Genomic DNA, 23,579 nt, shown 5'->3' on the forward strand with positions numbered 1-23,579 from the left:
GACTCCAGCGGCCCAGCTCTTCGGGTCATAAGCCAGCCCAGTGTCTAGTCTCCAGTGCCTAGCTCTTCGGGATATAAGTCAAATCAGCTGCGTGGCAAAAAATGCCACTTCGCTGTTCTGTCTAACCCCTTATTGCTCCTGCATCGCTGCGCTGCTTCGTCGCAAGAGATAGGCCCAAACAAGTTTGGGCTATCTCTCGCTGTCGCTTTTCCTAATGCTCATAAATCATTTTTCTTGTCATGCCGCCGTCGATCGTCAGGCATTCCGCTGTAATAAAGGAATTCTGCGGATTGGATAAGAACAGGCATGCGCGGGCAATGTCGGAAGTATCACCGACCCGGCCGCTCCAATGCTGCTGATGGTCAATGTCCCGCAAGTCGGAGGCATCCCCCGTATGGATCCATCCTGGAGCGATGGAATTTACCCGGATGCCCCTTTCGCTCAGGGAAGCGGCAAGTGAATGGGTCAGGGCGTAAATCCCGCCTTTGGATGCCGAATATAATTCTGTATGCGGTTCCGACATAAAAGCACGGGTTGAAGCCATATTGACGATGGAACGGATATCTTCTGACATGAATCTGGCCGCTTCCCGGCTGCAGATAAAGACCGACTTCAGATTCGTATCCAAGACCCGGTTCCAGTCTTCTTCTGTCACTTCCCACAGCGACTGGAATTCCGATATTCCGGCATTATTGATCATCACATGGATAGCGCCGTAATCGGCATGGATTCCTTCCATGACTTCTTTGACCTGCTGAAAATCCCCAACATCGCACTGCCTGTATTCGACGCCTTCAATGGAAACCTGTTCAATATCGAGGCCGATCACTTTTGCTCCTTCTCCGGCAAAATGGCGGGCAATGCTGTTGCCGATCCCCTGCGCCGCACCTGTAACGATGACAAGCTTATTCGTAAACATCGGCTTCACCTCCTTATCGTATAGTTTACCTGGAATTTATCTTGATGAAACTATTTGGGTTTTAAGAAGGAATCCAAAGGGAACATGTAGAAATGTAAGAGTGTAAGAGATTAAGAAGGAGGAGTTAATTATGCTGCAATTTAATATTAAAGGTGACAACATCGAAGTAACTCCAGCAATTCGAGAACACATTGAAAAAAAAGTCGAAAAAATTGAGCGTTACTTCCCTGAAGGGACCAACGCCAACGCAATGGTCAACCTGAAGGCCATCAATAACAGCCAATCCAAAGTTGAAATTACCATACCGATGAAGAATTTGACATTGCGTGCCGAAGAACGGCATGAAGAATTATATGCAGCAGTGGATTTGATCGTAGGAAAACTTGAACGACAAATTCGTAAATATAAAACGAAAGTAAACCGTAAATTCCGTGATCGTGAACCGACGGGCAAAGCTTTTGTTATGTTCGACAACAGCTTGAAAAATGAAGAAGAAGAGACAGAGGAAGATTTCACAATTGTGCGCACGAAGCAATTCGACCTTAAACCGATGGACGAAGAAGAAGCGGTGCTGCAGATGAACATGCTGGGACATAATTTCTTTGTCTTTACAGATGCAGAAACAAATGACACCAACATCGTTTACAAACGCAAAGACGGCACCTATGGTTTGATTGAAACAAGCTCTTCCTGATCCGGAAAACAAAAAATAGATGTAACCTGAAAAGCTGTGCGGAATCTTCATTCTGCACAGCTTTTTCTGCGTCTGCAAAACATTCGGGCAAGGGAGCAGCCGGTGCCTGAAATCTCGGCCATCGGATGCCCGGCAGGTCGGGAAGCTGCTGTTTCGCCTGCTCTTCTTTGTTTGCACGCTCCTCTTTGCAGTGTTAAAATGAGGAATGAGATTTTTCGGAAATCAATGGATGTTCCGGACAATTACTGGGTTTTACAGCTTATAGACATATGACACATAAATAACAGCAATAGTGATCCGGTGGCTTAGCAGAACCGGACTCTGTGCAAGGAGCGGTATAAATGTTAGGAGTATTGAACAAAGTATTCGACCCAAACAAAAGGGATTTAAAAAGACTTGAAAAAATTGCTGATACAGTGGAAGTTCTTGCGTCCGATTATGCAGCACTTTCCGACGACGCATTAAAAGCGAGAACGGAAGAGTTCACCAACCGCCATGCCAAAGGTGAGACGCTTGATGAGTTATTGCCGGAAGCTTTTGCAACTGTGAGAGAAGCTTCAAAACGAGTGCTCGGACTGTATCCGTTCCGGGTTCAGCTCATGGGGGCCGCGGCTTTGCATGAAGGTAATATCGCCGAGATGAAAACAGGTGAAGGTAAAACCCTGACTTCGACAATGGCTATTTATCTGAATGCCATCAGCAAAAAAGGCGCACACGTTGTCACAGTCAATGAATATTTGGCAAGCCGCGATGCGGAAGAAATGGGCAAGCTCTATACGTGGCTTGGCATGACCGTCGGTTTGAACACAAACAACATGACGAAGGAAGAAAAGCACCAGGCTTATATGGCTGATATCACGTACAGCACGAACAATGAATTGGGCTTCGATTATCTGCGCGATAATATGGTGCTGTATAAGGAAGATATGGTACAGCGCCCACTGAATTTCGCGGTTATCGATGAAGTCGACTCCATTTTGATCGATGAAGCGAGAACGCCGTTGATCATTTCCGGCCAGGCCGCCAAATCGGCTCAGCTTTATATGCAGGCAAATGCGTTTACTCGCATGCTGGGCAAGGATACTGATTACACATACGATGAAACGACAAAAGGCGTCGTATTGACAGAAGAAGGCATCGAAAAAGTTGAAAAGGCGTTCAACATCGAAAATTTATTCGATATCAATCATGTGCGCCTGAACCATGCCGTCAACCAATCATTGAAAGCGCATATTACGATGCACAATGACGTCGATTATGTGGTCCAGGACGGCGAAGTGGTCATTGTCGACCAGTTTACCGGCCGTTTGATGAAAGGACGCCGTTATTCTGACGGACTGCACCAGGCGATTGAAGCGAAAGAAGGCCTGGAAGTTCAAAATGAATCAATGACGATGGCCACGATCACCTTCCAGAACTTCTTTCGTATGTATGATAAATTATCAGGCATGACCGGTACAGCCAAAACCGAGGAAGAAGAATTCCGCAATATTTACAATATGAACGTCATTGCAATTCCAACGAATAAACCAATCGTCCGCGATGACCGGGTCGACCTGATTTACGCAACCACTGCCGGGAAGTATCAGGCGGTTGGCGAAGATATCGCAGAACGCCATAAAAACGGCCAGCCGGTGCTGGTGGGAACTGTGGCAATCGAAACCTCAGAAATCATTTCCAGTTACTTGACGAAAAAAGGCATTCGGCACTCGGTATTGAACGCAAAAAATCATGCACATGAAGCGGAAATCATTCTGAACGCCGGCCAGAAAGGCGCAGTTACAATTGCGACGAACATGGCCGGACGCGGTACGGATATCAAACTCGGTGAAGGCGTCGTGGATGCCGGCGGACTTGCTGTACTCGGTACCGAACGCCATGAATCACGCCGCATCGATAATCAGCTCCGTGGCCGTTCAGGCCGTCAGGGAGATCCGGGTGTCACACAGTTCTACCTGTCTCTGGAAGATGATTTAATGCGCCGTTTCGGTTCTGATGCAATGCGCAATATGATGGGCAAACTGGGCATGGACGATTCTCAGCCCTTACAGTCCCGTATGGTGACCCGTTCTGTCGAATCTGCGCAAAAACGTGTGGAGGGCAATAACTTCGATGCACGGAAACGTTTGCTTCAATATGATGATGTCCTTCGCCAACAGCGCGAAATCATCTACAAAGAGCGTATGGAAGTTCTTGAAACTGAGAATATGCGCGGATTGGTTGAAAATATGATTGACAGCGCAGTTAACCGCATGGTTTATTCACATACAACCGATGAAAAGCCGGAAAACTGGCATTTGAAATCATTGGCTGATGTGCTTTCAGCCAATCTCTTGCCTGAAGATGCAGTGACTGAAGCGGATCTGCAGAATAAAACGCAGGAAGAAATAATCGATTTCATCAGAGCGGAAGTCGTGAAGCGCTATGATGAGAAAGAAGTTGAAATGACACCGGATCGCATGCGCGAATTCGAAAAAGTCGTTCTGCTTCGTTCGATTGATACCAAGTGGATCGATCACATCGATGCAATGGATCAGCTGCGCCAGGGTATCCATTTACGTGCCTATGGCCAGAACGATCCATTGCGCGAATACCAGCACGAAGGATTTGCGATGTTTGAAGCAATGGTCGAAGCCATTGAAGACGATGTTTCGAAATATGCAATGAAAGCGGAAATCCGCAATAACCTGCAGCGCGAGGAAGTTGCCAAAGGCCAGGCCGTAAACCCTAAAGAAGGCGGCGAAACGGTTAAGAAGAAAAAAGAGCCGGTCCGCAACGATTCCACTATCGGACGGAATGATCCATGTCCATGCGGCAGTGGAAAAAAATTCAAGAATTGCCACGGTGCAACTGCATAAGAAGCACCCAAATGCCGAAGAGCTTTCAGCTCTTCGGTGTTATTTTGAGGAGGAAACATTAATGATGGAATTAGCAGATATTCGAAACGAGCTCGACAAATCTTCCGCAAAGCTTGCGGACTTCAGGGGGTCTCTTTGACTTAGAAAACAAAGAGGCCAGGATCCAGGAATTGGATGAAATGATGATCGATCCTGATTTCTGGAACAACCAGGAAGAAGCGCAGGAAGTAATTTCAGAATTGAATATCCTGAAAGAAGTTGTCAATACGTATCACGGTTTCGTGGACTCCCAGGAAAATATGGAAATGACACTTGAACTGTTGCGCGAAGAATCGGATGAAGAATTGCATGAAGATCTGAGCGAGGAACTCAAGGAGTATAAAGCGAAACTAGCCGATTACGAGCTTCAGATGCTGTTGAGCGAACCATATGATAAAAACAACGCCATCCTTGAACTGCATCCTGGAGCCGGTGGTACAGAATCTCAGGACTGGTGTCAAATGCTTCTGCGGATGTATACACGTTGGGCTGAGAAGCGCGGATTTAAAGTGGAGACACTCGATTACCTTGCGGGTGAAGAGGCTGGCGTTAAATCAGTCACACTCGGCATTAAAGGCCATAATGCATATGGTTATCTGAAAGCGGAAAAAGGGGTTCACCGCCTTGTCCGTATTTCACCATTCGATTCTTCAGGAAGGCGCCATACTTCGTTTGTTTCCTGCGAAGTCATGCCGGAATTCACTGGAGAGATTGAAATTGATATCCGGACTGAAGATTTGAAGGTCGATACGTACCGGGCAAGCGGCGCCGGCGGCCAGCATATCAATACGACCGATTCAGCTGTCCGGATTACCCACCTTCCGACTGGTTCGGTCGTAACATGCCAGCAGGAACGTTCCCAGATCAAAAACCGCGAAAAAGCGATGCAAATGCTGAAAGCGAAACTTTACGCATTGAAAATCGAGGAGCAGCAAGCGCAGCTTCTTGAAATTCGTGGAGAACAAAAAGAAATCGGCTGGGGAAGCCAGATCCGCTCTTACGTATTCCACCCATATTCAATGGTAAAAGATCACCGCACGAATTATGAAACCGGTAATCTCCAGGCCGTCATGGATGGTGACATCGATGGCTTCATCAATTCCCTGTTGCGTTCGAAAATGCAATAGAGAAAAGCGACGGCACCCGCTTAGCTCTGAAAGGGAAGAGATGGACCAAATGGAATTTGGGACATCTCTTTGCGACGCAGCTGATTTGACTTATATCCCGAAGAGCTAGGCACTGGAGACTAGACACTGAGTTGGCTTATGACCCGAAGAGCTGGGCCGTTGGAGTCTGGACAATAAGTAAGAAATCCCGCAGACCAAGTGTCTGCGGGATTTTCAGGCTGTCGAGAAACTGTCAACTTTTCCAATCATTACGCTTTAGACGGAAGCTTTCCGCGGGGAGCGGCCTGAGCCTCCTCGTCCGCTTCGCTACCTGCGGGGTCTCAGGACTCGCTCTAGTTCCCGCAGGAGTCACCGTCTGACGCTTCATTCTAGTTATATTTAGAATCGGGTTGTCTCCTTTTTAAATAAACTTATAAGGATAATCCTCATATAGAAGGCATTCTGAGATATGGAGCAAAACAGCGAAGACGCCCAGGGGAGCAGGCGGATGCCGACGAAGTGCTGAGATCCACTCGGACGAAGTGCAACGAGTCCGAGTTAGCTCAGCTCGAGCCAAGAGTTGGCCGTAGCCTGCAAGGCCGGCTCTTGGCGACGAAGCTAGCGCAGCGATGCAGGAGCACGGGTTTTGGCAAGCGAAGCTGTTTTGCGCAATATCGATTTTTACATTTCTTTCTCAACAAGCTGGAAATCCCGCAGACCAAGTGTCTGCGGGATTTTTTTGCTTCATCATGATGAAGTTCACAAGACACGGCTGTTTTGGTATACTCTGACAGGGCTTATACATATGATACAAAAAAAGAATCCAGTACAGGAAAGAGGAAATGCACTTTTATGGGTAAGAAAAATCAGCGCAATCGAAAAGAAGCGCATCCGTTTTTAACAGAATTCATGGATTACATATACGTCATCATCGGTTCAATACTGGTGGCAATTTCTTTTAACGTGTTCCTCTTGCCGAATGCAGTGGCGTCGGGCGGTGTCAGCGGAATCAGTACTATCCTGTTCGGGCTTTTCGAATGGAAGCCGGCATTTGTGCAATGGGCGTTTAATATTCCATTGTTCATCGCAGGAGTAATTCTTCTCGGCAAGAACTTTGGTTTGAAATCTGCTGTTGGAACCATTTTCCTTCCTTTGGTAGTTTATCTGACGGAAGATTGGGAAGCGTGGACAATGAATCCGCTGCTGGGCTCATTATTCGGCGGCATTTTGGTCGGCCTTGGTTTGGGAATCGTGTTCCGGGGCAGAGCCTCTACGGGAGGTACGGATCTGGCCGCTCAGATCATTACGAAGTTTACCGGGCTGACTCTTGGGACAAGCATTGCACTGATCGATGGAATGATTGTCATCGCTGCGGCAGTTGTCTTTGATATCGAAAGAGGGCTTTATGCGTTAATCGGTCTCTATGTCACATCGAAAACGATCGATTTGGTCCAGGTCGGTTTCGGAAGGTCGAAACTTCTCTACATTATTACAACGAAACAAATGGAAATTCGCGATGCCATTTACGAGGAAGTCGACCGCGGTGTCACAAAACTGACAGCTACGGGAGGATACACTGACTCAGAGCGGCCGCTTCTTATGGTAGTTGTCCATCAGACCGAGTTCACCAAATTGAAGCAGGTGGTCAAAAATATTGATCCTGCGGCCTTTATCATTGTTTCTGATGCGTCAGAAGTTTTGGGTGAAGGTTTCAAAAGGGCGTAGCTCAGGTATACTCCTAGTAATGGATTAACTAAAGGAGGAAACATTATGAAAAAGAGCTTGATGGCCTTATTGTTCGGTACCACCCTGATTCTTGGAGCGTGCGGAGGCGACGACACCACCACCGAACCCTTAGAAGAAATGCCCGAAGAGACACCGGAAGAAACGTCGGTTGACGCAGAACAGGTTGTGAATCAAAACTGCATTTCCTGCCACGGTGAAAACCTGGAAGGGCAAGGGAACTTTCCTGCTCTGAACGATGTGGGATCACGGTTATCGGAAGAGGAAATTCTGACTGTCATTCAGGAAGGGCAAGGTACTATGCCTGCCGGAATCATTGAAGGTGAAGAAGCGGAAGCAGTTGCCGCCTGGTTATCAGAGCAGCAATAACAACGAGGAAAACCGGCTGAAAAGCCGGTTTTTTTATATGTGAAAATTATATTAAAATATAGCGTTTTATTAAAAATGAATCTATATTACATAGGTAAAAAGAAGTTTAATATTTACAAATGTATATCTAATTACTTACGGAATGTTGCAAAACCGGACTTCAATTGATACAGAAATGTAATATAAAATGGGTTTTAAAAGTGCTACAATGGGTTTGCTGGATTTTTAAGACCCTTAATGTTTTTGTGAAATACAATTTATATAGGTGGTTATTAAATGATACAAATGAAGAATGTCTATAAAAAATATCCAAACGGCATCGTTGCTCTCAATGGCATGAATGTCGAGATAAAACAAGGCGAGTTTGTCTATATCGTTGGGCCTAGTGGAGCCGGTAAATCGACTTTCATCAAAATGATGTATCGGGAAGAAAATCCGACTTCCGGCCAAATGCTTGTCAACGGAATGGATCTTGCAAAGATCAAAAGAAAGAACGTCCCATTGCTTCGCCGCCAAATCGGCGTGGTGTTCCAGGATTTCAAGTTGCTGCCGAGATTGAATGTCTATGAGAATGTGGCATTTGCTCTGGAAGTAATAGAGGAAAAACCGGAAGCAATCCGCAAACGGGTACTTGAGGTACTTGATCTGGTGGGATTGAAACACAAAGCGCGGATGTTCCCGAGAGAACTATCCGGTGGAGAACAGCAGCGGATTTCAGTTGCCCGTTCAATCGTCAACACACCGAAAGTGGTGATTGCAGATGAGCCGACCGGTAATCTGGACCCGGAAACTTCATGGGATATCATGAACCTTTTCGAACGTATCAACGCAAGCGGAACAACAATTCTGATGGCAACCCATAACCGGGAAATCGTTAATACGATGAGACATCGTGTCATCGCAATAGAAGGCGGACTCATTGCCCGTGACGAAGTTGGAGGTGACTACGGATATGAAGGCTAGAACTTTAGCACGCCATTTCCGTGAAAGCCTTAAAAGTCTTGGACGAAACGGCTGGATGACATTTGCCTCTGTCAGTGCGGTCACTGTAACTTTGCTCCTGGTGGGAGTATTCGTACTGATCATGATGAACTTGAACAAAGTCGCAGAAGACCTGGAAAATGACGTCGAAATTAAATCTTTCGTATCATTGGAAGCGGATGAAGCCACCGTAACCCAAATGGAAACTGCCATTAAGGGCATGACCGGTGTCGAATCGGTCGTTTATTCGACAAAAGAAGCCGAATTACAGGATTTGGTATTAGACTTCGGGGATGAGTTCAGTTTGTTTGAGCAAAGCAATCCATTATTGGATGTTTTCTATGTAAAAGCGACTGAGCCGCAGCAAACAGAAAATGTTGCCAAAGAAATTTCCCAGCTCGAAGGCATTGAAGAAGTGAAATACGGTGAAGGCAAAATCGAGAAGCTGTTCACATTCCTGAACACGGGCCGCAATGTAGGCCTCGTTTTAATCCTTGCCCTACTGTTTACCGCAATGTTCCTGATTTCAAACACGATCCGCATCACAATTGTTGCGAGACGCCATGAAATCGAAATCATGAAACTGGTTGGAGCGACAAACTGGTTCGTCCGAATTCCGTTCATCCTTGAGGGAATGTGGCTTGGTTTACTTGGTTCAATCATTCCAATTGGCCTAGTGGTCGCGCTTTACTACAACATCACCGAATTTGCAGAGCCGAAACTGAGCGGTGAAATGATCCAGCTGCTGGACTTTGCACCATTCATCTACCAGGTAAGCGCGTTGATCCTCCTGATGGGTGTCTTCATCGGCGTATGGGGAAGCTTCATGTCAATCCGAAAATTCCTGCGTGTTTGATAGTAAAATCTACACAAAAATAAAAATTACAAAAAAGTCGTAGAGAGATAAAAGACAGATAGATAGAGAACGTAAAGCCGAAAGGGGAAAACGAACTTGAACTCGAAGTCGAAATGGATGTTGTCTGTTGTTTCACTAATATTGGCTTTAACGATGGTCATGCCATCGGTAAGCGCAAATAGTTTGAGCGACCTGAAAAAGGAACAGCAGGAAGCTGAAAGAAAAAAGAGCGAATTGAATTCGAATATTAATGAAAAAGCGAATGAAATCAGCAAAAATCAATCTACACTAGAAAAGATTGTAGCAAAAATCAATGAGCTGGAAGATAAAATCACTGAAACACAGGATCAGATGAATGTGGTGCAGGGTGAAATTGACCAAACCAAAACAGAAATCGACGAATTGAAAGCTTCAATCGAAGACCTTGAGATTAAAATCGCTGAACGCGAAGAATTGCTTAAGGAACGTGCACGTGCAATCCAGCTGAGCGGCGGTTCTGTCGATTACATTGACGTGCTGCTCGGTGCCAACAGCTTTGTTGATTTCATCGACCGTTTTTCAGCGGTAAATATGCTGATTGAAGCTGATCGTGATATCATGCGCGAACAGGCAGAAGACAAAAAACTTCTTGCCGAGAAAAAAGCCGAAATTGAAGACAAATTGGCTGCGCAGGAAAAACGCCAGGCAGAATTGGAAAGTCTGAAAGCTTCATTAGATGGACAGAAAAAAGAGCAGGCAGGTTTGAAAGCGGATCTGGATGCAGAACAAAAACGTCTTGCTGAAGAAAAATCAGCATTGGAAGAAGAACATGCCGAGGCAATCGGCCTCAGCAACTCTCTTGCCAAGAAAATTGCAAACGAGCAGGCACGTTTAGCAGAACTCGCTAAGAAAGCCGAGGAAGAACGCAAACGGAAAGAAGCGGCTGAAAGAGCTGCAGCCCAAAAAGCGGCTGCAAGCAAAAAATCGGCAAGCTCTTCCGTTACGGCATACAGTGCACCTGTAGTAATGAACAGTTCAGGTTTCATCCGTCCGGCAGCCGGCCGTTTGTCGTCAAACTATGGTGGACGTGATATCGGCGCGGGCTATGAAGTTCATTCCGGAATCGATATCGCAAACAGTGTCGGAACAGCAATCAACGCTTCCGCTTCAGGCTACGTTTCTTATGCAGGAGTTATGGGCTCTTACGGCAATGTAATCATGATTACCCATTCGATCAACGGCCAGGCATACACAACGGTATATGCTCACCTTAGTTCGATCGGTGTTTCAACAGGACAGGCCGTATCACAAGGCCAACGTATCGGTGGAATGGGCAGCACGGGCCGTTCAACCGGTTCGCATCTCCATTTCGAAATCCATATCGGAGCCTGGAATGGCTCACGTTCAAATGCGGTTAACCCAATCAATTACATCGGCGGATAAAATTATGGACCGGCATCGACACAGATGCCGGTTTTTTTTGCGGAATTTTTTATTTTTACGGTTGGAACAGTAGCATATAGAGTGCTATTTGTCGTATGATGAAATCCGAATGGAGTGAAAATCTTTATGAAAAAAATGGCGGGTTTATTGCTGGTGGGTGTATTGATAATCCTGCTGGCAGTAGGAATCGTTCAGAGAAACGTTGAAGAGAAACAGTCAACTGACCGTTTGAATGAAGGCAGTGATGTCGAATTCCTGCCGACAGATGAAGGGCTGGCCAAAGGGGAAAAAGCACCCGACTTCGATTTGACCACACTCGACGGGGAAGCGGTGAAGTTGTCGGATTATAAAGGAAAAAAAGTCATTTTAAACTTTTGGGCAACATGGTGCCCGCCTTGCCGTGCCGAAATGCCGGACATGCAAAAATATTACGAAGAACAGGCTGCGGGGAGCAATGTTGAAATTTTGGCAGTCAATCTGACAACAGCTGATAAGGGAATGGATGAAATCAATGCTTTTGTAGATGAATTCAGCCTGACTTTCCCGATCCCGATGGACACTGAAGGAAAAGTTGGTGAACTTTATCAGGCAGCATCGATTCCGACTTCCTATATGATTGATACAGAAGGCCGCGTACAGAATAAGATTGTCGGCCCCATGAACGAACAAATGATGGAAGACTTTATTGCAAATATGGAATAGGAGGTTTGGGGTATGGAAACTATTGAAACGAAATCAGTTCACACAGCTCAGATGGAGGAGCGGACAATACAGCCGAAGGTGATGCCGATTTATCAGACATCGGCTTTTGCCTTTTCTTCATTGGAGGAATTGGAAGGCTATTATGAGGGCAACGGTACATATCTCTATTCACGCACTGCGAATCCGAACACCGATGCTTTGGGCCGGACGGTTGCAGAGCTGGAAGGGGCACCACAGGGAGTTTCCGCATCATCCGGGACTTCGGCAATCCTGGCGGGCATCCTGTCGGTTGTAAAAAGCGGAGACCATATCCTGGCCGCCGAAGATGTTTATGGAGGCACCTTCCTTCTATTGAAACAAGAACTTTTGCTGATGGGCATACAGGTCCACTTTGTGGATTTCTCTGACATCAGTGCCATTGAACAGATTCTAATCGATTATCCGGAAGTGCAGCTTCTGTTCAGTGAATCGATAACCAATCCTTTCCTGCGGGAGGAAGACGTCGAAACCCTCAGCCAACTGAAAAAGCATTACGGAGTCAAAGTCATGATCGACAATACGTTTGCAACGCCGTATACGACGAAACCATTTGAACATGGCGCAGATCTCGTTGCCCACAGTGCAACGAAATATCTTGGCGGACACAGTGATGTGACAGCCGGGGTATTGGTGGGCGATGCAAATCTGGTTGCGTTGGCTGAAAAGCGCATTGTCAATATGGGCTTGAATCTCAGCCCCTTTGAAGCATGGCTGACGATCCGCGGAATAAAAACTTTGGCTCTTCGCATGAAGGCCCAAACGGAAAACGCGCAGGCGATTGCTGATTTTTTGCGACCAAAAACCAAAGTTTGGCATCCCGGTAAAGGTGCGATTGTCAGCTTCGAAGTGCCTGAGAGCATTGAAGTATCGGCATTTTTCTCGTCATTGGGCTGGATAAAAATAGTGCCGACGCTTGCTGGAGTCGAAACGACTGTATCGTATCCATATGGAACTTCCCATCGCGCATTGTCCGAGGAGGAAAAAGAAAAGATTGGCGTGACGCGGCGCATTGTCCGTCTATCCGCCGGCATAGAAGGCACCCAGGATATTCTGGACCAGCTTGCCGCCGCCTTTAAATAACGGCCGGTTTTAAAACAAATGGCTCCCTGCATAGTCTGGCTCAAAAAGAAGTACAGTATGCAGGGGTTTTTTGGTACAATGGAAGATAACGTCAATAGCCGGTGAATGGATGGTGAACAAGAATGGTCATGGAAGCTTTACTGGACATAGGTAGATTTTTTATCAATCCACTTTTATACATAGCGTTGCTTGCAGCAATTATACTTGGTTATTTCAGGGTCAAAAAGGAAAGAAAGCAATTTCGCACACGAATTGTCTGGGGCGGCCGGGAATTCGGCGATTTACTGAAAGATGGAATTCTGTATGCATTGCTCTATTCCGTTCTGTTTTCCGCACTCGGTTTGGCGGTTCCATTGGAATGGCTTGTCGCATTAACCTTAGTCAGCACAATTGTATTGCTGTCGGGCGTCTACCAATTGGCTTCGTTCATCTATCTGACTGCGGCCGCCGCCTTTTTGGGCTGGCTGCTCAATTATTATGGCTGGACGATCCCATTCGGCATATTCGACTACTCCGGTTATCCGATTGCCTGGAATTGGCTGTTGCCTGTCGCATTGATTGCCGGGGCAATGGTGTTTCTGGAAGGTCAATTGATCAGCCGCCACGGTGCAGAAGCCTCATCGCCGAGAACACAAAAAACTTCCCGCGGAGGGACGGCAATTTTCTATCGAGCGAAACGCTTGTGGCTGATTCCGTTGCTGTTGGTGGTGCCCGGTGATTTACTGGACAGCTATCTGCCCTATTGGCCCCAGTTTCCAATCGGCGACAGCAGGTTTTCATTTATGCTGTTCCCCGCAGTAATCGGTTTTCAGAGCCGTGCAAGAAAAACCTTGCCGCTCCACTTGTATCCCTGGCTCGGCAAAAAGGTATGGATGCTTGGAATTGCCGTCATCATTCTGGCTCTGTTCTCTTACGTATGGGAACCGATGGCATTGGCCGCCCTGCTGGCCGGTGTAATTGGCAGAGCATCAATTGCCATTGTGACTTCAATCCAGGAAAACAAAGGCAACCATGCAGTGGCTCCTCAAACAACCGGTGTAATGATCGTCGATGTCCTTGCGAACTCACCTGCTCATAAAATGGGCTTATTGCGCGGCGAAGTCATCCGCAAAGTAAACGGTCTGACTGTTACGAATGAGGCTGAACTTTATGAAGCAATCCAAGTGAACGCCGCTCATTGCCGACTTGAAGTAATTGATCACAACAAGGAAATGCGCCTCAGACAGCATGTGATTTTCAGACATGATCATTACCGGCTGGGCCTCATCGTTGTCTGATGGAAATGCCATCCTGGAATTTATTCGAAAGATTGAACCGGAGGAGATGATTCCATGGAATCGATGATTACGAAATTTTTCCTATCGTTGCTGGTTCCGGGCCTTCTCGTTATCCTGTTTACCAGAGTGACGTTTAATCATATTGTCGCTCTTATTCTAACCGTCGCGCTTATAGCGGCGGCTGTTTATGCGGGCTACACGAACACCTGGTTTTTATATATCATCAATGCCGCGTCGCTGACTGCGGGTTTCTGGTACGCAACCAATATGTACAAACGCAGCAAAAAAGCCGACATTCATGAAGATGAATGACGGCTTTTATTTATTTACATGAACAGACTGTAAACAGCTAATACTGTAATGGAACCAAGGACGACAACCATGACGTTGGCTCCCGTAAGAGCGATGCCGAAAGCGGCCGCTGCACCGATGACGCCGAACCAGATATTTTCCTGGATGAAAAAAATCGCCGGGAAAATCAAAGCGCCAAGAACTGCAAAGGGAATATTGCGCAAGATATTTTGAATGGAAGGCGGAAGTTCCCTGCCTTCAAGAAAAGTCAGCGGAATGGCGCGCGGTATGTACGTGACGATTGCCATACCGAGAATCGTCCACCAGATCCAGGAACCCATCAGGAGCGTCCCCCTTTCGAAGAAATCAGTTCAATGATGACAGCGGATGCCAGGGTGGAAACCAAAATCGCCCATCCTGTTGACAGCAACTCAGTGAAAAAGAAGAATGAATTTAATACTGCTGCGATTGCCGCCAAACTCAGAACTTTTCGATTGCCGCGCATGGATGGGACAAGAAGGCCGACGAACATGGCATATAGCGCAATCGACATGGCGGCTTGCAGAAACGCAGGGAGGTTGGCCCCGATCAGGTGCCCAAGCGCTGTGAAAACGACCCAGCTGCCATAGGAAATCATGATGACACCGGCTGCAAAAGAGGTGCGTACATTGTCTTCCTTCTGAATGGCCAGGACAGAAAAGGATTCATCGGTGATGCCGAACGCGTACAGTGCCTTTTTCCAGCGCGCATCCGGCTGCATCTTTTCATTCAGCGAAGCCGTCATAAGGAAATGGCGGATGTTGACGATGAAAGTGTTTAAAATGATCACTGCGGGAGCGACTCCGGCTGTAATCAGAGACAGCGATATGTATTGGGCTGCACCGGCAAAGACGAAAATGCTCATGGCGGTGGCTTCCAAGAGCGACAGTCCGGTCGTCTTGGCCAACAGCCCGAATGTCAGAGCAACTGGGAAGTACCCAATGGCAATACTGACTCCGGCTTTCAGCCCGGCAGAAAATCCGCGTTGCGCCATCTTTTTCTCTCCTTATGTAAAAAGTAATTCTCTTTTCCAAAAACGGGTAAAGAGTGTAAAGTAGTTATAATAGCATATCACATAAATAATCCGATTATATATAAGTTTAACTAAAGAGTTATACTTTATAGATCGCTTCGGCGCTTCGCCCAGTCCGGAGGCGCGCCGGCGCTGAGAGAAATCTCTAGAGATATGGAGCAAAACAGCGAAGACTCCCAGGGGACCGAGCGAAGTGCTGAAATCCACTCGGGCGATGAGCCCGAGTTAGTTCAGCACGAGCCCCCAGGAAAGCGGAGCTGTTTTGCGGAATGTCGCCTACTATAGTTTATTAGTTCAACTTATATGAATCCATTAATGAAAAATCTTTGAGCAGAAGGAATGAGTTTATGGTGGATTTCTTTTCAATGGAGAATATCACGGCAATTTATGAATCGTATCGATCCATCGGGCCTTTTATTGGCTTCCTGCTTCCTTTTATAGAAGCGTTTCTTCCCTTTCTGCCGCTTTTTGTCTTTGTGTTTGCCAATGCGGGGGCATACGGACTGCTTTTCGGCTTTCTATTGTCATGGGGGGGGACAGTCGCCGGATCGTATGTAGTATTTCTGGTTATCCGCAAATACGGCCGTGCAAAATTTTTGAATTTCATGACCAAGCATCATAAAGTCGAGAAATTAATCCATTGGGTGGAGAGAAATGGTTTCGGTCCGTTGTTTTTGCTGCTCTGCTTTCCCTTTACCCCTTCAGCTCTGGTGAACCTGGTTGCAGGGCTTTCCAATATCGGCAAACGTTATTATCTGTGGACATTGATTGCAGGCAAAGCGGTGATGGTTTTTACAATTACATATGTTGGTTATGATTTCCGCGCATTGATCACTAATCCTGTACGGACGGTTATCGTGGTATGTATCATCGTCCTTCTTTATATAGTAGGAAAAATTATTGAAAAACGAATGAACAAGAAAGTGGAAGAAGATTTCCGCAGAGCCGCTGCCGAGCGGCGCTCTGACAATGAATAAAAAGGGCGGAAACTGGTTGAATCTTTTTGGTTGATGTAAAATAAGAACAAACGTTCTTTACGGAAGGGTGTTCACATGTCATTAAGAATTGTTTACGGACGCGCCGGCTCTGGAAAAACCCGATATATACTGGATGAAATCGTTGAGACTTTGCAAGGGCAGGCAGATGGAGATCCTATATTTTTTATTGTTCCCGACCAAATGTCTTTTTCAACGGAATATCGGCTGTCTTCAGCTGATGGCATGAAAGGGATGATCCGTGCTCAGGCAGTCACTTTTAAACGGCTGGCCTGGCGGGTTTTGCAGGAAGCGGGCGGGATCAGCCGCAAGGAAGTGGACAGTTTCGGCTACCGTATGCTGATCCGGAGCCTGCTGGAAGAACATAAGGAAGATTTTCAGTTGTTTCGCCGGGCTGCCGGGAAACGAGGGTTCACAGATCAGATTGAACAACTGATCAAAGAGTTTTCCCGCTATTGTGTGGACTGCGGGGAACTGGGCGGAATCCGATCATCACTGGCTGAAGCGGGTGCGCCGCGTACCTTGCTGGATAAAGCTGCTGATCTGGAATTGATTCTCGCGGAAATTGAAAGTCGGCTGGGGACGGTGTTTGTCGATTCGGAAGGACATCTGGCTTTATTGTCGGAGAAAATCCGCTTTTCCGAGCAGGTCAAGACTTCCGATATTTATATCGATGGCTTTGTGACATTTACGGCACGGGAGTACGAAATCATATTTGAGTTGATGCGGCACGCAAAATCCGTAACCATTGCTCTGCCGATGGACGGTGCGGCAAATGCCAACGACGAACAGGCGCTGTTTTTCCAATCCGCCAATACGGCCCGCCGTCTCGTGGACCAGGCGAAAAAAGAGGGGCTGCAAGTGGAGAATGCGGTGCATATGCCTTTGCCTCAAAGGTTTACAAACCCCGAACTCGAACATATCGAGCAACACTTTGATGATTATCCAGTGCAGAAAATGGAGTCGAACGGGAATGTGAAACTGGTGGAAGCCGCGAATCGCAGAGCGGAAGTGCATGCCGTGGCCCGTTCTATCCGGGAACAGGTAAAAAACGGCCTGCGCTATAAAGAGATTGCCATTCTCTACCGGCAGCCTGAAGTCTATGATGAATTGATCAATACAATTTTCCCTCAATATGAGCTGCCTTATTTTATCAGCGAAAAGAAATCGATGCTCCATCATCCGCTGATTGAATTCTGCAGGTCTGTTCTGGAAGCGGTTGGATCGAATTATTCTTACGAACCGGTTTTCCGCGCGATCAAAACCGATTTATTTTTCCCGCAGGGCAGTGTTGGGAAATGGCGCGAGCGCAGCGACGTTCTGGAGAATTTCGTCATCGCGAACGGTATTTACGGGGAACGCTGGTTTGATGAAAAACGCTGGTTCTATAAAAAATACCGGGGCCTTGAATTCCATACCGGCATCCAGACAGATGAAGAGAAAGCAACGCAAATGGAACTTCATGCAGTGCGGGATTTGGTGCGCGAACCACTTTCGGTGTTGAAGGAAAAGCTTGAAAACTGCTCGACAGGAAGGGAAGTCGCCGAAATCCTGTTCCTGTTCGTTGAAGAAATGGGCGTGTATGATAAAATCCTCGACTTGAAAGAGCGGGAAGAAGCAGAGCACAGGCTGCTTGCTGCAGCGGAACACGAACAGGCATGGAAGCAATGGATCGGCGTGCTGGATCAATTTGTGCTGATGTTCGGTGACAAGGAGCTTGACCTGGCTGCTGCAGTCAAAATTCTTGATGAAGGATTTGAAACGCTGGAGTTCTCACGAATTCCCCCGTCACTCGATGAAATCACGGTTTCGACGATCGATTTGGCAAGATTGATGGACATTAAATCCGTTTTCGTGATCGGAACAAATGACGGTGTGCTGCCGAAGAGAATCGAACAGGAAGGCTTGTTGACCGACACGGACCGGGAATGGTTCGCAAAAATCGGGTTCGAACTTGCCCCGAGCACGAAGACGCGGCTGATGGACGAAACCTTTATGGCCTATCGTGCCTTTACAGCGGCGTCGGACTATTTGACGGTGTCGTATCCGATTGCCGATGAAGAAGGGAAAGCATTATTGCCGTCGATGTATATCCAGAAATTCATCGATATGCTCGGTACAGAGCTGACACCGGCAGTGGTGGATCCCGAAGAGCTCAAACATCCCGATCATTTAAGTTATATCTCGCATCCCCGGGCAGCGCTGGCTTATCTGTCTTCCCAGATCCGCAGCGGCTCGCTGACGCCTGAATGGCAGGCAGTCCTCGCCTACTACCAGGATGATCCGTTATGGTCTTCGGTGGTGGAAAGAATTCTGGAACCGGCGAAGCCGAACATTGCCGATTCCCTTCGCGAAGAAATTGCTGAACCTTTATACGGTTCACCCATTTCATCAAGCGTCTCGAGGGTTGAAACATTCTATGGATGTCCATATGCCCATTTTGCCGCCTATGGCCTCCGGCTTGAAGAGCGGAGCCAATACAAATTGGCGCCGCCTGCAATGGGAGATCTTTTCCACGCCGCCATCAAGTGGATTTCGGATGAAGTCAACAGGCTGGACGTTTCCTGGTCTTCATTGACGGATAAAGAATGCCGTGAACTGGCAAAGCAGGCGATGGAGCAATTGTCTCCTTATTTCGTCAACCATATTCTGATCAGTTCGCATCGTTACCGTTATATACAGCATAAGCTGGAAGCAATCATCAGACAGACAGCCTTTATGCTCAGCAAACATGCAAAATACACCGGGTTTTCTCCGGTTGCCCTTGAAGTGGGTTTCGGCACGAAAGAAACGATTCCGCCGCTGGATATTCCGTTGAACAGAGGCCGCAGGATGAATATACGCGGCCGGATTGACCGCATTGATGCCACGGATATCAATGGCAAGCCCTATATCCGGGTGGTGGATTATAAATCATCCAAACAGGGACTGGATCTCGGAGAAGTCTACCACGGCATCGCCCTGCAGACTTTCACTTACCTCGATGTTGCGCTGACCCATTCAGAACGATGGCTGGGGGAACCGGCGGAGCCGGCCGGTGTGCTTTATTTCCACATGCACAATCCGATGCTGAAATCGACCAAGCTGATGACCGCGGAAGAAGTGGAAGAGGAAATGGCCCGTTCGTTCAAGATGAATGGGCTGGTCGTGGAAGATGAGGAAGTCATCCAGGCGATGGACAATAATATTGATGGCTTTTCGAACATCATCCCGGTACGCATGAATAAAAACGGCAGTATTTCTAAATCCCAATCACGAACCGTAAGCAAAGATGATATGAACATCATCCGGCGCTTTGTGCGGAATAAGCATCAGGATGCGGGAAATGGCATTTTGGATGGCGTCACTTCCATCACTCCTTATAAAGTGAAAGAGGATACGCCTTGCCAATTCTGTTCCTACCGATCGGTATGCCAGTTCGATCCGTCAGATCCGGAACAGACTTACCGCAAATTGCCGTCATTGACATCAGATAAAGCTGTTGAACTGATTCGAAAGGAGACTGGCGACCATGATCCCGATAAAACCGAATAACGTTACCTGGACCGATGAACAGTGGCTGGCGATATGGGCAAAAGGACAGGATATGCTGGTCTCGGCGGCAGCCGGTTCCGGCAAGACGGCTGTCCTGGTAAACCGCATGATTGAAAAGGTGCTCGATGAAAAGGATCCCGTTTCGGTTGATGAGCTGCTGGTTGTGACTTTCACCAATGCTTCCGCTGCCGAAATGCGTCACCGTATGGCAAAAGCGTTGGAAAAGGCGGTAGCCCTAAATCCGGAATCAAAACATTTGAGGCAGCAATTGCGGCTGATCAACAAAGCCCAGATTTCCACATTGCATTCATTCTGCCTGTCCGTAGTGAAACAATACGCTTACCTAATTGAAATCGATCCGGGCTTCCGGATTGCCGGCGAGACCGAAGCGGCGCTGCTCCGGGACGATGTGCTCGAAGCCGTGCTGGAAACCGCCTATGAAGGAGAACATGCCGAGGCGGTCTATCGCCTCGCCGACAGCTTTACTTCTGACCGCAGCGATCAGGCGATGGAGGTGCTGGTCAGCAAATTATACGATTATTCGCGTGTCCACCCGAATCCGGAGCACTGGTTGCAGCAAGTTCCTTCCCTTTATAATGTACCTGCGGAAATGACGATCGATGATTTGCCATTTATCGGCGATTTAAAAATGACAATCCGCCATGCCTTTGAAGAAGCGGTGCAGCTGACGCTGGACGGTAGAGACATTGCCCAGCAGCCGGACGGACCGGCAATTTTGGACGATACTTTCCAAATGGACGCGGAGTTGATCCAGTCGGCGATAGCCGCACTTGACCATTCGTGGAACAGTGCTTATGAATTGCTGCAGAAATTCTTCTGGCCAAAAGCCGGAAGCGTCAAGAAAGACTCGTGCGATCCGGTTTTGGCAGATGAAGCGAAAGCATTGCGCAATGAAACCAAAAAGATCGTCAACGGCATCACGGAATCCTATTTCACACGCAAACCGTCCAGATTATTGGATGAAATGCGAGAAATGGCGCCATTGATGGAGACGTTGGTCGAGTTGACCAATCGTTTTGCCGGGCAGTACAAGGCGCTGAAAGTGGACAAGGCCCTCGTGGACTTTTCGGATCTGGAACATTACGCGCTGGAAATCCTGAGCGAAGACGGGGAGCCCTCGGCCATCGCGCATGAATACCGCAGCCGCTTCAAAGAAATTCTGGTGGATGAATACCAGGATACGAACATGCTGCAGGAAACGATTTTGAGCCTCGTCAAGTCAGGCGGGGAAACCGACGGCAATCTGTTCATGGTGGGAGATGTAAAACAATCCATCTATCGGTTCCGGCTGGCGGAGCCGATGCTGTTTCTGGGGAAATATGGCCGATTTACAAAACAGGCGGAAGGCACGGGCATGAGCATAGACCTGAACGCCAATTTCAGAAGCCGCAAGGAAATTCTGGATGGAACAAATTACATATTTTCTCAGGTAATGGGTTCCCGGGTCGGCGAAATCGACTACGATGAAGCCGCAGCTCTGAAACACAAAGCCCCGTATCCGGACAAGGAGACACCCATCGAACTTGTGCTGATCCATGAGCCGGAAACGGAAGAAGAACAACAGGTGGAGCAGGAGGATCTGGCGAAATCCCAATGGGAAGCCAGGTTTATTGCACAGAAAATCCATGAATTGATGGAACAGGACACCTATGTGCACGATCCATGGACCAGCGAAAAGCGGCCGCTTGAATACAGGGATATTGTTGTGCTGATGCGCTCGATGACCTGGTCGGGGGATTTCGATGATGAATTTAAAATGGCCGGCATCCCGCTGTATACGGAACTTGCGGGCGGCTATTTCGATGCGCTGGAAGTGATGATCATGATGAACACGCTGCGCGTCATCGACAATCCATATCAGGATGTGCCGCTTGTTTCCGTGTTGCGTGCACCCTTCATCGGCTTACGGGAAAATGAACTGGCAGAAATCCGACTGGCAGCTCCGCAATCGACTTTCTATGATGCAGTGAAAACATTTATCCGGGGCGGCACGGGAATCGATCCGAATGCTGCGGAAAAACTGCAGCGTTTTATGCTGCAGCTGGAAGATTGGCGCAACCTTGCCCGACGCGGCTCTCTGGCAGAATTGATCTGGCAGGTTTATCTCGATACGAATTATTATGAAATGGTCGGTTCGATGTCGAACGGCAAGCAACGGCAGGCCAATCTGCGCGCGCTGCATGACAGGGCGTTGGAATACGAGAAGACGTCGTTTCGCGGCTTGTTCCGGTTTCTGCGGTTCATCGACCGTATGCGGGAACGGGGGGACGACCTGGGCACGGCGAGATCGCTCAGTGAAAAAGAAAACGTCGTCCGTCTGATGACAGTCCATAAATCGAAGGGTCTCGAATTTCCGGTCGTCTTTTTCGCTGGGACAGGGCGCTCTTTCAATGAAATGGATTTTCGCAAATCCTATATGTTCGACCAGGACTTCGGGCTGGCCGTTAAAGCGGTCAATCCGGATTCGCGGGTCGAATACACTTCACTGCCGTTTCTGGCAGTAAAAGAACGAAAGCAACTGCAAATGAAAGCGGAAGAGATGCGGGTCCTTTACGTGGCAATGACCCGTGCCAAGGAGCGGCTGTACCTTACGGCTTCTGTCAAAGACCCGGAAGCGCTGTTTGAACGATGGAAGACGGCGGCACCAGACGTCCGTCTGCCGGATTTTGTCCGCTCCCGCGCCAAAGGCTATTTGGACTGGATAGGGCCTGCGATTGCACGGCACCCGGATGCGGAAGAGTTGATGAACCGGTCCGGAATGCTGCTGCCTCATCGTTCACGATTCCATGTTGAATTGATCGAGAGCCAGTCGCTCCTGCCGACGCCGCTCGTACTTGAGGAGTTGGCAGCAGGACAGGGGAATATTGAAGAAATTGAACAAGAAGTAAAAAACAGATTCGATTTTCAGTACCCGCATCAGCAATCCGTTGAAAAACGGTCGAAACAATCGGTTTCGGAGATGAAACGCCTGCAGATGCTGCAGCGGCTGGATGAACCGGAATCGTTTATCCAAAGCGTCGCTCCTTCGAAAAGGACGCTGCACGACCGACCGGATTTCATGCAGGAGAAACGGCTGGCTGCTTCCGATATCGGGACCGCCGTGCACTCGCTTATGCAGCATATTCCGCTGGACAGGAAATTGACAGCGGCAGATATCGAAGAACAGATTGAAACGCTGATCGGAATGGAAATTTTATCTTCAGAAGAAGGACACGCTATAAACGTTCTTGAAATAGCAGCATTCTATTCGAGTGATCTATTCAGCCGGCTTATGAATGCAAAGCAGATTAAAAGGGAAGTCCCTTTCACATACGCCAAAGAAGATGCGGATGGGGATCACCAAATCATCCAGGGAATCGTCGATTGCCTGTTCGAAGAAGCTGACGGATGGGTACTTTTGGATTACAAAACAGACAGTCTTTACGGAATCAGCAACATTCAGTCAGAAATGGCATCCCGCTACGAAGTTCAATTGGCTGTCTATACAGAGGCAGTGGAAGCCATTATGCGGGTGCCGATCAAAGAAAAACTGCTGTATCTGTTTGCGGCAGAAAAAGAGATCAGACTTTAGGGGGAATTGG

Annotated in this window: 18 protein-coding genes; 15 read left to right on the forward strand and 3 right to left on the reverse strand. The window is 47.8% G+C overall.

Annotation, left to right across the window (positions count from 1 at the left end; genetic code table 11):
- Positions 1–211 precede the first annotated feature (211 nt).
- Positions 212–919 (reverse strand): SDR family NAD(P)-dependent oxidoreductase, encoded by a 708-nt coding sequence (locus DIJ65_RS00280; RefSeq protein WP_071152006.1) that lies wholly within the window; start codon positions 917–919, stop codon positions 212–214.
- A gap of 130 nt (positions 920–1,049) precedes the next feature.
- Here DIJ65_RS00280 and hpf point away from each other — a divergent pair, with 130 nt between their 5' ends.
- The 12 genes from hpf to DIJ65_RS00340 all read left to right on the forward strand — a co-directional run bounded on the left by hpf (position 1,050) and on the right by DIJ65_RS00340 (position 14,397).
- On the forward strand, positions 1,050–1,613 hold the full coding sequence (hpf, locus tag DIJ65_RS00285) for a ribosome hibernation-promoting factor, HPF/YfiA family (RefSeq protein WP_071152005.1): 564 nt from the start codon (positions 1,050–1,052) through the stop codon (positions 1,611–1,613).
- Positions 1,614–1,954: 341 nt separating this feature from the next.
- Entirely contained in the window at positions 1,955–4,471 is a 2,517-nt protein-coding gene (gene secA, locus DIJ65_RS00290; protein ID WP_117299791.1) for a preprotein translocase subunit SecA, read from the forward strand.
- A 64-nt stretch (positions 4,472–4,535) separates the two neighbouring features.
- Positions 4,536–5,637 (forward strand): peptide chain release factor 2 gene (prfB, locus tag DIJ65_RS00295; RefSeq protein ID WP_117299875.1). Its coding sequence is split into 2 segments (ribosomal slippage): positions 4,536–4,607 and positions 4,609–5,637, totalling 1,101 coding nucleotides; the frame shifts between segments, so codons are not numbered across the junction.
- An 831-nt stretch (positions 5,638–6,468) separates the two neighbouring features.
- The gene (locus DIJ65_RS00300; protein ID WP_117299788.1) at positions 6,469–7,341 is read left to right on the forward strand and encodes a YitT family protein; all 873 of its coding nucleotides are present in this window, start codon (positions 6,469–6,471) and stop codon (positions 7,339–7,341) included.
- A 45-nt stretch (positions 7,342–7,386) separates the two neighbouring features.
- A complete protein-coding gene (cccB, locus tag DIJ65_RS00305; RefSeq protein ID WP_117299786.1) occupies positions 7,387–7,728 on the forward strand; it encodes a cytochrome c551 in 342 nt (113 codons plus the stop codon).
- Positions 7,729–8,004: 276 nt separating this feature from the next.
- Complete coding sequence (gene ftsE, locus DIJ65_RS00310; RefSeq protein WP_117299784.1) at positions 8,005–8,691, forward strand: cell division ATP-binding protein FtsE; 687 nt, start codon at positions 8,005–8,007, stop codon at positions 8,689–8,691.
- Positions 8,681–9,565: a permease-like cell division protein FtsX gene (ftsX, locus tag DIJ65_RS00315; protein ID WP_117299783.1), complete on the forward strand. Its 885-nt coding sequence runs from the start codon at positions 8,681–8,683 to the stop codon at positions 9,563–9,565. Before ftsE ends, ftsX begins: the two co-directional genes overlap by 11 nt.
- Positions 9,566–9,661: 96 nt before the next feature.
- Positions 9,662–10,987, forward strand: coding sequence for a murein hydrolase activator EnvC family protein (locus DIJ65_RS00320; protein ID WP_117299781.1), 1,326 nt, complete (start codon positions 9,662–9,664; stop codon positions 10,985–10,987).
- Between the two features lie 126 nt (positions 10,988–11,113).
- Positions 11,114–11,689 (forward strand): peroxiredoxin family protein, encoded by a 576-nt coding sequence (locus DIJ65_RS00325; protein ID WP_117299779.1) that lies wholly within the window; start codon positions 11,114–11,116, stop codon positions 11,687–11,689.
- A gap of 12 nt (positions 11,690–11,701) precedes the next feature.
- Entirely contained in the window at positions 11,702–12,808 is a 1,107-nt protein-coding gene (locus tag DIJ65_RS00330; RefSeq protein WP_117299777.1) for a trans-sulfuration enzyme family protein, read from the forward strand.
- Positions 12,809–12,930: 122 nt separating this feature from the next.
- A complete protein-coding gene (locus DIJ65_RS00335; protein ID WP_230321279.1) occupies positions 12,931–14,085 on the forward strand; it encodes a PDZ domain-containing protein in 1,155 nt (384 codons plus the stop codon).
- Between the two features lie 54 nt (positions 14,086–14,139).
- Entirely contained in the window at positions 14,140–14,397 is a 258-nt protein-coding gene (locus DIJ65_RS00340) for a CsbA family protein (protein ID WP_117299775.1), read from the forward strand.
- Positions 14,398–14,411: 14 nt separating this feature from the next.
- Here DIJ65_RS00340 and DIJ65_RS00345 read toward each other — a convergent pair whose 3' ends face one another.
- Together DIJ65_RS00345 and DIJ65_RS00350 are read right to left on the reverse strand one after the other, a co-directional pair.
- Complete coding sequence (locus tag DIJ65_RS00345; RefSeq protein WP_117299773.1) at positions 14,412–14,717, reverse strand: AzlD domain-containing protein; 306 nt, start codon at positions 14,715–14,717, stop codon at positions 14,412–14,414.
- On the reverse strand, positions 14,717–15,409 hold the full coding sequence (locus tag DIJ65_RS00350; RefSeq protein WP_117299772.1) for an AzlC family ABC transporter permease: 693 nt from the start codon (positions 15,407–15,409) through the stop codon (positions 14,717–14,719). The genes DIJ65_RS00345 and DIJ65_RS00350 overlap by 1 nt, the downstream gene beginning before the upstream one ends.
- 386 nt (positions 15,410–15,795) lie before the next feature.
- On the opposite strand from DIJ65_RS00350, the gene DIJ65_RS00355 reads away from it, so the two are divergent.
- The 3 genes from DIJ65_RS00355 (at position 15,796) to addA (ending at position 23,569) form a co-directional block, all read left to right on the forward strand.
- Positions 15,796–16,425, forward strand: a complete 630-nt coding sequence (locus tag DIJ65_RS00355; protein WP_185959455.1) for a TVP38/TMEM64 family protein — start codon at positions 15,796–15,798, stop codon at positions 16,423–16,425.
- A gap of 75 nt (positions 16,426–16,500) precedes the next feature.
- Positions 16,501–19,977 (forward strand): helicase-exonuclease AddAB subunit AddB, encoded by a 3,477-nt coding sequence (gene addB / locus DIJ65_RS00360; protein ID WP_117299770.1) that lies wholly within the window; start codon positions 16,501–16,503, stop codon positions 19,975–19,977.
- Positions 19,955–23,569 (forward strand): helicase-exonuclease AddAB subunit AddA, encoded by a 3,615-nt coding sequence (gene addA, locus DIJ65_RS00365; RefSeq protein ID WP_117299768.1) that lies wholly within the window; start codon positions 19,955–19,957, stop codon positions 23,567–23,569. Before addB ends, addA begins: the two co-directional genes overlap by 23 nt.
- Positions 23,570–23,579: the final 10 nt, after the last annotated feature.

This window comes from Planococcus salinarum (genome assembly GCF_007004625.1).
GTDB classification, from domain to species: Bacteria; Bacillota; Bacilli; order Bacillales_A; family Planococcaceae; genus Planococcus; species Planococcus salinarum.

Coding starts and splice junctions, on each gene's coding strand:
- DIJ65_RS00280 (WP_071152006.1), bottom strand. CDS start 919: ATGTTTACGAATAAGCTTGTCATCGTTACAGGTGCGGCGCAGGGGATC.
- hpf (WP_071152005.1), top strand. CDS start 1,050: ATGCTGCAATTTAATATTAAAGGTGACAACATCGAAGTAACTCCAGCA.
- secA (WP_117299791.1), top strand. CDS start 1,955: ATGTTAGGAGTATTGAACAAAGTATTCGACCCAAACAAAAGGGATTTA.
- DIJ65_RS00300 (WP_117299788.1), top strand. CDS start 6,469: ATGGGTAAGAAAAATCAGCGCAATCGAAAAGAAGCGCATCCGTTTTTA.
- cccB (WP_117299786.1), top strand. CDS start 7,387: ATGAAAAAGAGCTTGATGGCCTTATTGTTCGGTACCACCCTGATTCTT.
- ftsE (WP_117299784.1), top strand. CDS start 8,005: ATGATACAAATGAAGAATGTCTATAAAAAATATCCAAACGGCATCGTT.
- ftsX (WP_117299783.1), top strand. CDS start 8,681: ATGAAGGCTAGAACTTTAGCACGCCATTTCCGTGAAAGCCTTAAAAGT.
- DIJ65_RS00325 (WP_117299779.1), top strand. CDS start 11,114: ATGAAAAAAATGGCGGGTTTATTGCTGGTGGGTGTATTGATAATCCTG.
- DIJ65_RS00330 (WP_117299777.1), top strand. CDS start 11,702: ATGGAAACTATTGAAACGAAATCAGTTCACACAGCTCAGATGGAGGAG.
- DIJ65_RS00335 (WP_230321279.1), top strand. CDS start 12,931: ATGGTCATGGAAGCTTTACTGGACATAGGTAGATTTTTTATCAATCCA.
- DIJ65_RS00340 (WP_117299775.1), top strand. CDS start 14,140: ATGGAATCGATGATTACGAAATTTTTCCTATCGTTGCTGGTTCCGGGC.
- DIJ65_RS00345 (WP_117299773.1), bottom strand. CDS start 14,717: ATGGGTTCCTGGATCTGGTGGACGATTCTCGGTATGGCAATCGTCACG.
- DIJ65_RS00350 (WP_117299772.1), bottom strand. CDS start 15,409: ATGGCGCAACGCGGATTTTCTGCCGGGCTGAAAGCCGGAGTCAGTATT.
- DIJ65_RS00355 (WP_185959455.1), top strand. CDS start 15,796: ATGGTGGATTTCTTTTCAATGGAGAATATCACGGCAATTTATGAATCG.
- addB (WP_117299770.1), top strand. CDS start 16,501: ATGTCATTAAGAATTGTTTACGGACGCGCCGGCTCTGGAAAAACCCGA.
- addA (WP_117299768.1), top strand. CDS start 19,955: ATGATCCCGATAAAACCGAATAACGTTACCTGGACCGATGAACAGTGG.